Origin of the sequence: Sphingomonas mali NBRC 15500, from assembly GCF_001598415.1 — a bacterium.
GTDB classification, from domain to species: Bacteria; Pseudomonadota; Alphaproteobacteria; order Sphingomonadales; family Sphingomonadaceae; genus Sphingomonas; species Sphingomonas mali.
In genome coordinates, this window is sequence record NZ_BCYX01000018.1 from 82291 (window position 1) to 94621 (window position 12331).

Here is a 12331-nt window from a genome sequence, read left to right on the forward strand (position 1 = left end):
TCCGCATAAGCGGGGCGACGGTTGAGGCGGAGGCTGTCGTTCCCTCAGGGTTGCGCCAATTGCGCCTTGGCGACTTGTTGCAGCTGCACGGCGACCCGAGGGTCGATGCCGAGGTCGTCGGCCGCGCGCTCATTGGCGCCCAGCCGGGTCGGGTCTAGTCCGGTGACGCGACCGAACACGACCAAAGCCTCCAGATAATAGCCGAAGATGCTGGCATGGTAATGGTCGTAGGTCCACAGATCGACCTGGCCGAACGCGACGCCGTTATAGGGGTCCGGGTCGGCGATTCCGCTCGCGATCGCGCGGTTCCAGGCTTCGCCCACCGGCAGGACGCCGCGGAACGCAGGCGACAGCGCCCGCACCCCGTCGGCCGCACGGCGCAGATCCTGCGCCATCGCCGTGATCGGCTTGCCCGACCAGGGGCTGCCCGGCTGATAGACCAGATCCGCGCGGCTCCAGGTCGCCATCAAGTAAATGTCGACGCGCGGATTGTTGCGCGCGAACATCGCGGCGAATTGAGGCGCATAGGTGCGGTAATCGGTCGCATCGCCGGGACGTTCGCGGTCGAGCGTGCTCAGCTCCTGGAGGACGACCACGTCCCATTGCCGATCGACCAGCTGACGGCGCTGGTTCCAGTGGAAGCCGAGCGTCTTGCCGCCGTCGGTCTCCAGCGCCACCGCGTAATTGAGACCCGATTCGGCGGCGAACAATTTGAACAATGCCGGCACGCCGCCATAGCCGTCGCCGTTCAGGTCGGTGATCGTGTTGTTGCGATAGCGCTTGACCGCCGAATGCGCGCCCTGGGTGAAGCTATTGCCGATGAACAGGATCGAGCGCGGTCGGGTGACCGTCGCCGTCGGGCGCGCGACGGTCGGCGCCGGTGGCGGGGGTGCCACCTGCGCCGCCGCCGGAACCGCGGCGGCGGTGGAAAGAGCGAGACCTAGCGCAGAGCAAGTTAGGGCAATCAGTCGCTTCATCGTCAGAACTTCTTCCCGATCTGCATGTACCAATAGCGGCCATAGGGCACGTAGAGCGAGCCGAGATAGCCCGACTCCGTGACCGGCGGCTGCTTGTCGAAGATGTTGCGCGCGCCGATCCGGAAGCTGGTCCCGTCCATCGGGCCTTTCCGGAAGCGGTATTGTGCGTAGAGGTTGAACTGGGTCTGGCCGTCGACGACGAACGGATTGCCTGCACCGTCGAGGAAGTTGGTGTCGTACACCGTGCCGATATAATTGGCATAACCGCCCAGCTGGAACCCGCCCAATGTCCAGGTCAGCGACCCCGACCAGCGCCATTTGGGCTTGCCGTTGACCTGAAGCAGGCTCCTCGCGTCGGTCAGCGGCGTCGCGGGATTGATCGTGCCGGCGGCGCGCGCGTCGAACAGCGCCTGCACCGCGGGTGGCGTCTGGCGGCTATATTTGGTCAGCCGCGCGACGTTGACGTTGAGGTTGAAGCGCCCGAAGCCGGTCCTGACCGTATAGAGCATGGTCAGGTCGTAGCCGCGCACCGTCTGCGGCAGCAGGTTGACGAACTGATCCTTGATCAAGGTGACCGCGCCTGCCGGGGCAAGCCCGGTCCCGGTAAAGACCGGCGTATCGTCGCTGGTCGGCGTGGCGCGGATCACATTGGGATTGCTCGATCCCTGCAGGCGCAACAGGTAATCGAGCACCAGCGCGTTCTGCGCCCCGAACTGGCCGACGATTCCGGTCTGCTTGATCGACCAATAGTCCGCGGTGAAGGTCAGCTTGCCGTATTCGCTCGGGATGAACTTGGGTTCGAGCACGACGCCCGCGGTCCAGTTGGTGCTGTTCTCGGGCTTGAGGTCGGGATTGCCACTGACCGAGATCGAATAGCCGATCGTCCGCGTGCAGCCGGGGAAGTTGTTGGCGGCAAGGCGACCGGCGCGAACATCCGCTTCGCAGCGATAATAATCGGTCGAGGCGGCGCCGTTGGTATTGAGCCGCGAGAAAGCGAGCGCGTTGGTCTGTTCCAGGTTCGGCGCACGGAAGCCCTTCGAATAGGATCCCCGCAGGCGGATGCCGTCGATCAGGTCCCAGGCGGCGGCGATCTTGGGCTTCGCCACCGATCCGAAGTCGCTATAATGTTCGTAGCGGGCGGCGAGCTGGACATCGAGGCGGCGGATCAGCGGCACCTTCATGTCGGGCGAGATGACGGGCACGGCGAGTTCGCCGAACGCCGAGAACACGGTGCGGTCGCCATGGGTGCTGAACGTCGGACTGACCGCGGCGATGTTCGACAGGTTGGTCGCGCCGGTCACCGAATCGGTGAAGGTCACGGTACCGTTGAGGTTGGGGTCGCGATCGTCGCGCTGCGTCTCGCGTCGGCCTTCGATCCCGAGCGCGATGCCGAGCCCACCCGCAGGCAGGTTGATCAGGTTCGGTTTGGACAGTTTGAAGTCGGCCAGGCCCAGCGTGGTCTTGGACCGACGGCGCAGATTGACCTTGAACTGGTCGATCGTCGACTGGCTGGCCGGCGAGCAGTCGCCCAGGCTCGGCGAGGCCGCGCAGCCTCCACTGAACGGATTATAGGCATCGGGCGTCGACAGGGCCAAATTCTTCTGCAGCTTGGTCATGTCGATCGCGTTCGAATTGTCGGTCGCCTGCGCTTCCGAATAGAGCAGGCCGGTATCGAAATCGAAGCTGCCGATCTTGCCCTTGGCGCCGATCAGGAAACGATCCTGCCAGTTGACCGTGTTGACCACCTGATACCCGGCATCGAGGAAGCGATAGGTGCTCAAGGTCACCGGTAGGCCGGCGGCTGGGACGTTGGTCAGACCGGGAATGCGGTTGGGGTTGGTCTGGCCGTTGGCGAATTTCACCGGGCCGAACGGGTTCCAGTAATTGGACGCCGGAACGGTGATCGAATTGAGGTTGATCGTCGGCGGCTGGATGCGCTGCGTATCGGCGCGGTAATAACCGAGCTCGGTATAGAGGGTAACGCGGTCCGACACGTCGTAATGCGCGGTCAGGAAGCTGTTGTAGCGGTTGAGCGACGGGGTGACGGTGGTCCCCGGCCGCGTGTCGAACCGCTCCGAGCGCAAGGTCGTCGCGGTCGCGCGGCTGCCAGTGCCGAGGCAGGTGTCGGCGCTGAGCACGAACACACAGCCTGGGTTGAGCACCGACTGGGTGTGGAAGGCGCCGGCCGAGGATGTCACCGCCTTGTTGCCCGGGCTCATGCGGATCGTGCCGGGGCCGCCGACCACGGCGAGGTTCGCCCATGGCGACTGGGTGGCGCGGCCGTCCGCGGTCAGATTGCCGGCGAACGCGGGATTATCCGCGAACAGCGAGAGCAGGTTGTCGGTTGCCGTATAGGGTTGATCCGAGGCGAGCTGCGCGGTGTGCCGCGTGTAGTCGAGATAGAGCGATACGTTGCCGCGGCCACCGCCGAAATTCTTGCCGTAGGTGCCCGTCACTTCATAGTCGCGGCGGCTCGTGCCTTCGGGGCCGCCGTAACGGAAATCGAAGCTGCCGCCGTTGAGGTCGGTCTTGGTCACCGTGTTGACCACGCCGGCGACCGCGTCCGAGCCATAGATGGCGGCAGCGCCATCGCGCAGGATCTCGACACGCTCGAGCCCCGCTACGGGCAGCGAATTGGCGTTATAGCCGAGCACCGGCACATTGCCTTCGCCCGCCTGGCTGGTCGGGTGCGAGACAAGGCGGCGGCCGTTGAGCAGGACGAGCGTATAGCCGATACCGAGGTTGCGCAGGTTGATCGAATTGACGTCGCCGCGCGCTGCGTTGCTGGTCTGCGGATTGTTGCCTTCGTTGAACGTGACGTCGCCGGCTTGCGGGATCGAGCGGAACAGATCGTCGCCCGACGCCGCGCCCATCGCGTCGATCTGATCGCTGCCGATCACCGTGACCGGCAAGGCGGCGGTGGTCTTCGCGCCCCGGATCTGCGTGCCGACGACGATGATGTCCTTCTCGGATCCGGACTGGCCGCTCGCCTGGCTGTCATTGCTTTGCGAGTCGGTGAGGCCGGGGACATTGTCCTGCGGCGTGCCCGGAGTCTGGGATTGGTCTTGCGGTGCCGTGGCGGGCGCATCTTGCGCGAACACCGGGCTCGCCGCGGTCAGCGCCGCCAGTGCGGTGCCGGCTGCCAAGGCGCGCAGCCTGATCGATCGGTTCATGTCACTCTCCCCGTTTTTTGTTATGCGATGATCTGCGGCTCGACGGCCGCTTCGAGATTCTCTTCGATGAGTGGGCGTTGGTTGAGCGCGCGGTCGAGCGCGGCGCGGTCGAGCTTGCCCTCCCAGCGCGCGACGACGATCGCGGCGACCGCGTTGCCGATGAAATTGGTGAGGCTGCGGCACTCGCTCATGAAGCGATCGACGCCCAGGATCAGCGCCATGCCGGCGACCGGCACCGACGGCACGATCGACAAGGTGGCGGCGAGCGTGACGAAGCCGGCGCCGGTGACGCCGGCGGCGCCCTTCGAACTCAGCATCGCGACCGCCATCAGCAGCAATTGATCGCCGAGCGACAGATGCACGCCTGTCGCCTGCGCGATGAACAACGCTGCCAAGGTCATGTAGATGTTGGTGCCGTCGAGGTTGAACGAATAGCCGGTCGGCACGACCAGCCCGACCACGCCGCGATCGCAGCCGGCGGCCTCCAGCTTGGCGATCAGGTTGGGAAGCGCTGCCTCGGATGACGAGGTACCGAGCACCAGCAGCAATTCGGCCTTGAGATAGCCGAGCAGCTTGAAGATCGAAAAACCGTGCGCGCGGGCGACCGCGCCGAGCACGACCAGGACGAACAGCAACGACGTCAGATAGAAGGTCGCGACCAAAGCGCCGAGATTGACCAGGCTGCCGACGCCATATTTGCCGATCGTGAAGGCGATCGCGCCGAACGCGCCGATCGGGGCGGCCTTCATCAGGATTCCGGTCAGCTTGAACACGACGAGACCGAGCCGTTCGACCAGCTCGAGCACGGGTTCGGCAGGGCGGCCGACCAGCGACAGTGAAATGCCGAACAGGATCGCGACGAACAGGGTCTGGAGGATCGACCCGTCGGTCAGCGCCGAGACCATGGTGGTCGGGATGATCGCCATCAGGAAGCCGGTGACGCTGGTCTCGTGCGCGTCGTGCGCGTACCCCGCGACCGCCTTGGCATCGAGTGTCGCCGGGTCGACGTTCATCCCCGCGCCCGGCTGAACGACATTGGCGACGATCAGCCCGACGATCAACGCGAGCGTCGAGAAGACCAGGAAATAGCCGAATGCCTTCACGGCGACGCGGCCGACCGAGCCGAGCTCGCGCATCCCGGCGATGCCGCCGACCACGGTCAGGAAGATGACCGGCGCGATGATCATCTTGACCAATTTGATGAACCCGTCGCCGAGCGGCTTGAGCGCTTCGCCACCGGCCGGCCAGAAATGGCCGAGCACCGCGCCCAGCACGATCGCGGCGAGCACCTGCGCATAGAGGTGGCGATAGAAAGGCTTGCGTGCCGGCGCGGCCGGGGCCTCGATGGAGTGAGCGATCATTCTTCCTCTCTGCGCGCGGCGGCAGCCGCCTGGCCCTTGTCACCAGGCCTTGGTCGTGCATTCTTGCAGCTAGGAGTAGGGCAGGCCAGCGGCTTGGCGCGACCGGCTAACAGGCTGAAAAACATGGTAGTTCTGATTTCCGATAGGCGTCTTGCGGCAATGAACTGTGTGGGTTTCCGCACATTCTTGACGCGATAGTGCGGGTTTCCGCCCTTTCGGTCCGTGCGGCCTTGCGCAGGATCTGGCTGATCGGGTTGGTCCTGCTGGCGACCACCGCCCTGCTGGTCTGGGCGGGTGCGCGCTGGTCGCTGGCGCAAGGCGAGGCGGCGGCCGACGCCACAGCGCGCCAGACCGCGCGCACGCACGTCGCTTTGCTGTCGAGCGAGCTCCAGAAATTCCGTCTATTGCCGCTGGTACTGGTCGAATATCCGGATGTGGCGGCGACCCTGGCGGACCGCAGCGACGCAGCGCAGCCGCGGCTCGACCGCACGCTCGAGCAACTTGTCCAGCGCACCGACGCAGCGGCGATCTATGTCGTCGATGCGAGCGGAATGACGCGCGCGGCGAGCAATTGGAACAGCCCGGCCAGCTTTGTCGGCCAGAATTACGGCTTCCGCCCCTATTTCCGTGATGCGATGGCGAAGGGCGCGTCCGAATTCTTCGCGCTGGGAACGGTCAGCGGCCGGCCCGGACTGTATCTGGCCCGGCGGGTCGATCGCGATGGCCGAGCGCTCGGCGTGGTGGTGGTGAAGGTCGAATTCGACGGCGTCGAGACGGCATGGACGCGCAATACCGGCATGAGCTTCGTCGTCGACGCGCACGGCGTCATCCTGGTGACGGACGTGCCCGACTGGCGCTTCCATGCGATCCGGCCGATCGACACGGCGACGATCGCCGACCTGCGACGAACGCTGCAATTCGGCAACGCGCCGCCGGCGCCCGCGCCGATCGCGTTCGATGGCGCCGGCGCGCTGGTCGGCGGCAAGACGCGCTATCGCGTCGCGACCGAACCGGCGCCGCTCGGCGGCGGACGGTTATACCATTTGTCGCCGCTCGACCCGCCGCTGGCGGCGGCGCGCAGCCAGGCGCTGCTGCTCGGGCTGGGGCTGCTGCTGATCTTTGCGGTCGCCGCTGGATTGTTGATCCGCTCGGCAGAGACGCGGCGGATGCAGGCACGTGCGCGCGCTGCTCTGGAAGATGAGGTCAAGCGCCGCACCGCCGAACTGAGCGACGCCAATGCGCGGCTGGTGATCGAGTCCGAAGAGCGGATCGAAGCCGACCGCCGCTATCGCGAATCGCGCGAGGAACTGGCGCAGGCCAACCGGCTCGCTTCCCTGGGTCAGATCACCGCGGGAGTCGCCCACGAAATCAACCAGCCGGTCGCAGCGATCCGTACCTTTGCCGAAAATGGGACGACGCTGATCGATCGCGATGCGCCCGAAAAAGCGCGCGAGAATCTGGCGCGGATCGTCGATCTGACCGCGCGGATCGGCACGATCACCGGCGAATTGCGGGCCTTTGCGCGGCGCCGTGCGGGCGCGGGCGGCACCGCACCTCTCGGCTCGGTGCTCGACGGCACGCTGCTGCTGCTCGGCGAACGCGCACGGGGCGTGGTGCGAGTCGAGATCGATGCGAGGCTCCTCGTTACGCCATTGGTCGGTGATCGCACTCGCCTCGAACAGGTCGTCATCAACCTGGTGCAGAACGCGATCGAGGCAGTCGATGGGCGTCCCGATGGCCGCGTGACGCTGACCGCCGGGCTGGCCGACGGCTCGATCGAACTGACTGTTGCCGACAACGGCCCGGGTCTCGATCCGGCGATCGCGGCGAGTCTGTTCACGCCGTTCGCGTCGGCCAAGCCCGAAGGCCTGGGGCTGGGGCTGGCGATCGCGCGCGACATCGCGCGCGAATTCGGTGGCGACATCACGCACCGTCCTGGTCCCACGGGCGCCACCTTCATCGCGCGATTGAAGACCGCATGACCGGTCCGGTGATCTTCGTCGAGGATGACGACGCATTGCGGCTGGCGACGGGACAAGCGCTCGAGCTCGCCGGGATCGAGGTGCTGCCGTTCGCGCGCGGCGATCACGCCGTTGCCACGATCACGCGTGATTTCCAGGGGGCGATCGTCAGCGATATCCGCATGCCGCACATGGACGGCCTGGCGTTGCTGGCGGCAGTCGGCGCGATAGATCGCGAGATTCCGGTCATCCTGATCACGGGGCATGGCGACATCGCGATGGCGGTCGGGGCGATGCGCGATGGCGCCGCCGATTTCCTGACCAAGCCGTTCGCGACAGATCATCTGGTCGCCGCGGTCCGCCGCTCGCTCGACCATCGCGCGCTGGTGATGGACAATCGCCGGCTGCGCTCGCTCGCCGAGCAGCCCGCCGACGATCCGCTGATCGGCGACAGCCCGGCGATGCAGCGGTTGCGCCATATTGTGCGCCAACTCGCCGAAGCCGATATCGACGTGCTGGTCGAAGGCGAGACCGGGACCGGCAAGGAACTGGTTGCCACGTTGCTGCATCGCTGGGGACGGCGGCGCGCGCGGCCGCTGATGGCGGTCAATTGCGGCGCGCTACCCGAAGGGCTCGCCGAGATCGAGCTGTTCGGCCACGCCTCGGACAGCGTGGCGCATACCCGGCTGTCGCGCGTCGGCCAGATCGCAGCGTCGAGCGGCGGCACGTTGCTGCTCGACGAGATCGACAGCATGCCGATGGCGATGCAGGCACGGCTGCTGCGCGTGCTCGAGGAACGCGAAGTCCATCCGATCGGTGCCGAGCGGCCCGAGTCGGTCGACCTGCGCGTCGTTGCGACCAGCAAGATCGATCTGGCGGAAGCGGTGAAGGCCGGGCAGTTCCGTGCCGACCTGCTCTATCGGTTGAGCACCGCGCGCATTCGCGTGCCTCCCTTGCGCGAACGTGGCGATGACGTGCTGGCGCTGTTCGCCTTGTTCGCCAGCGATGCCGCCGAACAATTCGGCCAGCCCGACTGGCGGATGGATGCGGCGACGCGCGGCCGGCTGCGCCACCATGACTGGCCCGGCAATGTGCGCGAGCTGCGTAATTTCGCGGTCGAGGCGGTGATGGGGGTAGCCGGCGAGAGCCTGGCCGGGCGGGCCGCCATTCGGTCCCTGCCCGAACGCGTCGCCGATTATGAAGCGGGTGAGATACGTGCCGCGCTGGAAGCGAGCCGCGGGCGGATCCCCCCGGTGCTCGCCGCGCTCGGGCTGCCGCGAAAGACGCTGTACGACAAGATGGCGAAATACGGGATCGTGCCTGGCGCCTATCGCCGGGGCGACTGACGCCGGTTCGGTCTGGGTGCGGTGGCGCCGACACATCCCCCCGGAATGCCTGGAGCGCGGCCCTATCCTTTCGGATCGGCCAGCGGTCCCCTGGTTGCAGCGCCACCGAGCGGATGCTTAGCGCAGAATCGCACCTCCGCCGTTGAACGCGGGGACCATCGACTTGAACCAGTGTTTCAGAAACTGCCGTTTACTATCTTCCGCGATCCGATCTCGCAGGACCGGTCAGGCAAATCGCTAAGATCTTTTGCTCTTCAGCGCGACGAATCGCCACGGTGGTGCAAACCAGCGTCGCCGAAGGTCGATCCGATTGAACGGGTGTTCCGCAAGCGAAACGGGATCACATCGGCGCAAGGCCCATCAACTGCCGCCGGTAGACGCTGGGTGAGATCCCGTAGCGGGCGCGGAACGCGCGCGAGAGGTGAGCGGCGTCGCTGAAGCCAAAACGATCGGCCAAGTCCTGGATCGCGTCGTCGCTGCCCGGCCGGGTCAATGCATGATGGACCGCTTCCAGGCGGCGGTTGCGGATATAGGCCCGAACCCCGCCGTCGTCGTCGAACAGGCGATGCAGGCTGGTGCGCGAGAGGTCGAGGTCGCGGCACAAGTGCGTGACGGTCAGATTCCCCGAGCCGAGATGGGCGTCGATCAGCGTGCGCGCAGCCTGGGCCGCAGCGGCGCGGCGTACCGCCTGCGCGCTTTCGGGTTCCGCGGTGCGTTCGGTCAGGACGAGCAGATCGAGGATGGCGCGCGACAATAGCGGCGCGTCCTCCTCGCAATAGGAATCGACCGTCTGCAGCAGGCGCTCGAGATAGGCGATCAATGCGGCACCGGCGGCGGAGCGCACGACGACGCCATGCAAGGCGGCGACGTCGAGCCCGCTGTCGATCGCGAGCCGCCGGGAAACAGCCAGCAATATCGTCCGGCTCGCGCTCGAATCGTGCCGCGAGGTCTGCGACAGGTCGACGAAATGCACACTGCCCGGACCGGTGCGGAACGGACGATCGCCCATTACCCCCGCCGCACGCCCTGCCAGCGTGATCGCGACGTTCAACGTCCCGGGATCGTTTGCCGCGATCAGATCGGCGTCGCGAACCCAGTGTTGCGCGGTGAAATCGGCGCGGTGGACGATGACGTCACCAAGCAGGAGCGACACCGCGCTCGCGGCGAACGGCTCGCGCGGCGTCGTGCGATAGAGCGCGCCGATACTGGGCCAGGGTCTTTCGACCCAGGCGGCATGGCTGGTGGCGCCCGGAGTCGTCGTAAAGTGCCGGAGCCTGAGGCGCGGGGTCGATCGCATCGGGTCAGAACGGCGAAATCAGGAACATCGGGATCAGCTTGGCGGTGATGGTACGCAACTCGTCGTCGCCCTGACCGAGCATATCGCGCAACTGCGGGCCGATCACCGCGTCGCCGAATGCGCAGACCGCGATCAGCAATACCGCGGCGCGGACACGGGCATCGGCATCCTCGTCGACGAACTTGTCGCGGAAGGCGACGACCAGCGACCGGACCGCCTCGCGGATCGGTTCGAGATGGCCGAAATCGCGCGACATCGCGATCCATGCGGCGAGTTGTCCGGCGCCCCCCTGGTCGAAGGCGTCGAACACCCGATTGACCAGCGCGCGCGGCGCCGCGCTGTCGCTGCTCAGTGCCGCGACCGCGTCGTCGAGCGCGGCGGTGAGGTCGCGGATCATCGATCCCATCAGCGCCGATTGCAGCCCCGCCGCCGAGCCGAAATGATGCAGCACATTGGCATGCGACATGCCGATCTCGCGACCGACATTGGCGAGCGTCACCGCGGCTGGCCCGCCGTCGAGCAGCAGCCTGCGCGCCGCTATCAGCCCTTCTTCACGCGCCTCGTCGCCCAGCCGCTTGCGGCGGCGGACTCGCTCCGGTGGGTCTCCGGCCGGTTCGCTCTTGGCCATCTCTCTTCGTCGCTCCGCTGCCGGCCGTTCCAGCCTATATCGACATGCTTGTAGATATATTCGTGGTTTCGTCATCCCCTGCGACACAAAAAGTCCCGAATCCTTATCCGGCGAGCCCCTATTTGCGTAGGCCGAAACCCATGATATTTACATCAATGTAAATTTGATTCGCAATGGAGATCCAGATGGCTCGCCGGACCCAAACGCCGTCCGAACTGGCGATCAACAAGAGGGACTGGAAATTCGGCCGCGGCGAAAGCACGCGGCGCTGGTGGCATGGCGGCGACCCCGGCCGCACCGCGTTCTACAACGCGCTGTCCTCGACCTTTCCGGTCGGCGAGAAGTTCTTCATGACCGCGATCCGCCCCTATCGCGATGATACGGCGGAGCCGCTGCGCAGCCAGATCGACGATTTCATGTACCAGGAATCGACGCATTCGCGCGAACACGTCTTCTTCAACCGCCAGGCGCGCGACGCTGGATACGACATCCAGCCGGGCGAGGATCGTGCCGCCCGGACCATCGCCTGGGCGCGCCGCCGGCCGCCGATCGTGCAGCTTGCCGCGACGTGCGCGCTCGAACATTTCACGGCGGCGATGGCGCATGCCGCGCTGGCGAATCCCGAGCATCTCGGGCCCGCCGACCCGGAGGCGCGCAACATGTGGCGCTGGCATGCCATCGAGGAGATCGAGCACAAGGCGGTAGCCTATGACACGTGGAACCATGCGACGCGCGATATGCCACGCGTCCGGCGCTGGCTGTTGCGCTCGGTCGTGATGGCGACGGCGAGTGCACGGCTGCATTATGTGCTGTTCCGCAACACCGCGGAACTGTTGGCGCAGGACGGCAAAAACGACTGGCGGACCTGGCTTCGCCTGCTCGGCTATCTCTATCGGCGCCCCGGCATGATGCGCGTCGTGCTGGTCAGCATGATCGGCTATTTTCGTCCCGGCTTCCATCCCTGGGAAGTCGATGACCGGGCACTCGTCTCGAGCGCGCTAGCCACGCTGGCGCCCCCGGGCGGGGCCGTGGCGGCGTGATGCGGCGAATGATCCTGCGGGGATTGGGGCTGGGCATCATGCTGGGCGGGCTCACGGTGCCAGCACAAGCGGCCGATATCGCCGGTTTATGGTCGACGGGTAGCCAGGACGGTCGCGTCCAGATCTATCGCTGCGGCGCGGCCTATTGCGGCCGCATCGTCGATGCCGCGCCGCTCCGCGTCAATCCCGACCAGCGCGACGTGCACAATGCCGACGCTGCGCTGCGGACGCGCCGGCTCAAGGGGTTGGTGGTGATCGCCGGATTCACCGGTGGGCCGACCGAATGGAAAGGCGGCCCGGTGTATGACCCGGAAACGGGCGATGGGGCTGCCACCGGCTATCTGAAGCTGCGCGCCGACGGCAAGCTCGAGCTCAAGGGTTGCGTCGCGATCTTCTGCCGCACCAAGGTCTGGACGCGAGCGAGATAGGGGCTGGGCGGCGTTTTTGCTTATTCCCTCTCCCGCGTGCGGGAGAGGGAGGGGCCCACCGCGAAGCGGTGGGAAGGTGAGGGTCTTCTTTCCTCTTTTTTTGGCTTCAACCGCTCGGAA

9 protein-coding genes are annotated in these 12331 nt (G+C 66.2%); 4 read left to right on the forward strand and 5 right to left on the reverse strand.

The window, feature by feature from the left end; all coding sequences use genetic code 11:
- Positions 1–44: 44 nt before the first annotated feature.
- The 3 genes from SMA01S_RS14250 to SMA01S_RS14260 are packed head-to-tail and all read right to left on the reverse strand — an operon-like array spanning position 45 to position 5511.
- Positions 45–977, reverse strand: coding sequence for an SGNH/GDSL hydrolase family protein (locus tag SMA01S_RS14250; RefSeq protein ID WP_066823515.1), 933 nt, complete (start codon positions 975–977; stop codon positions 45–47).
- Positions 978–979: 2 nt separating this feature from the next.
- Positions 980–4150, reverse strand: a complete 3171-nt coding sequence (locus tag SMA01S_RS14255) for a TonB-dependent receptor domain-containing protein (protein ID WP_066823518.1) — start codon at positions 4148–4150, stop codon at positions 980–982.
- 20 nt (positions 4151–4170) lie between these two features.
- On the reverse strand, positions 4171–5511 hold the full coding sequence (locus tag SMA01S_RS14260; RefSeq protein WP_066823525.1) for a dicarboxylate/amino acid:cation symporter: 1341 nt from the start codon (positions 5509–5511) through the stop codon (positions 4171–4173).
- A 230-nt stretch (positions 5512–5741) separates the two neighbouring features.
- On the opposite strand from SMA01S_RS14260, the gene SMA01S_RS14265 reads away from it, so the two are divergent.
- Both SMA01S_RS14265 and SMA01S_RS14270 read left to right on the forward strand, forming a co-directional pair.
- A complete protein-coding gene (locus SMA01S_RS14265; RefSeq protein ID WP_066823527.1) occupies positions 5742–7493 on the forward strand; it encodes a sensor histidine kinase in 1752 nt (583 codons plus the stop codon).
- Entirely contained in the window at positions 7490–8818 is a 1329-nt protein-coding gene (locus tag SMA01S_RS14270) for a sigma-54-dependent transcriptional regulator (protein ID WP_066823529.1), read from the forward strand. The genes SMA01S_RS14265 and SMA01S_RS14270 overlap by 4 nt, the downstream gene beginning before the upstream one ends.
- A gap of 340 nt (positions 8819–9158) precedes the next feature.
- Here the strand turns inward: SMA01S_RS14270 and SMA01S_RS14275 are convergent, their stop codons facing one another.
- Both SMA01S_RS14275 and SMA01S_RS14280 read right to left on the reverse strand, forming a co-directional pair.
- Entirely contained in the window at positions 9159–10115 is a 957-nt protein-coding gene (locus SMA01S_RS14275) for a helix-turn-helix domain-containing protein (RefSeq protein WP_066823532.1), read from the reverse strand.
- A 4-nt stretch (positions 10116–10119) separates the two neighbouring features.
- A complete protein-coding gene (locus tag SMA01S_RS14280; protein WP_066823534.1) occupies positions 10120–10743 on the reverse strand; it encodes a TetR/AcrR family transcriptional regulator in 624 nt (207 codons plus the stop codon).
- A gap of 185 nt (positions 10744–10928) precedes the next feature.
- On the opposite strand from SMA01S_RS14280, the gene SMA01S_RS14285 reads away from it, so the two are divergent.
- Complete coding sequence (locus SMA01S_RS14285; RefSeq protein ID WP_174543152.1) at positions 10929–11783, forward strand: metal-dependent hydrolase; 855 nt, start codon at positions 10929–10931, stop codon at positions 11781–11783.
- Entirely contained in the window at positions 11783–12211 is a 429-nt protein-coding gene (locus SMA01S_RS14290; protein ID WP_084250308.1) for a DUF2147 domain-containing protein, read from the forward strand. Before SMA01S_RS14285 ends, SMA01S_RS14290 begins: the two co-directional genes overlap by 1 nt.
- The last annotated feature ends 120 nt before the right edge of the window (positions 12212–12331 follow it).

What these genes read in the sequence shown, in the direction of transcription:
- SMA01S_RS14250 (WP_066823515.1), bottom strand. Translation starts at nt 977, where the DNA reads ATGAAGCGACTGATTGCCCTAACTTGCTCTGCGCTAGGTCTCGCTCTT.
- SMA01S_RS14255 (WP_066823518.1), bottom strand. Translation starts at nt 4,150, where the DNA reads ATGAACCGATCGATCAGGCTGCGCGCCTTGGCAGCCGGCACCGCACTG.
- SMA01S_RS14260 (WP_066823525.1), bottom strand. Translation starts at nt 5,511, where the DNA reads ATGATCGCTCACTCCATCGAGGCCCCGGCCGCGCCGGCACGCAAGCCT.
- SMA01S_RS14270 (WP_066823529.1), top strand. Translation starts at nt 7,490, where the DNA reads ATGACCGGTCCGGTGATCTTCGTCGAGGATGACGACGCATTGCGGCTG.
- SMA01S_RS14275 (WP_066823532.1), bottom strand. Translation starts at nt 10,115, where the DNA reads ATGCGATCGACCCCGCGCCTCAGGCTCCGGCACTTTACGACGACTCCG.
- SMA01S_RS14280 (WP_066823534.1), bottom strand. Translation starts at nt 10,743, where the DNA reads ATGGCCAAGAGCGAACCGGCCGGAGACCCACCGGAGCGAGTCCGCCGC.
- SMA01S_RS14285 (WP_174543152.1), top strand. Translation starts at nt 10,929, where the DNA reads ATGGCTCGCCGGACCCAAACGCCGTCCGAACTGGCGATCAACAAGAGG.
- SMA01S_RS14290 (WP_084250308.1), top strand. Translation starts at nt 11,783, where the DNA reads ATGCGGCGAATGATCCTGCGGGGATTGGGGCTGGGCATCATGCTGGGC.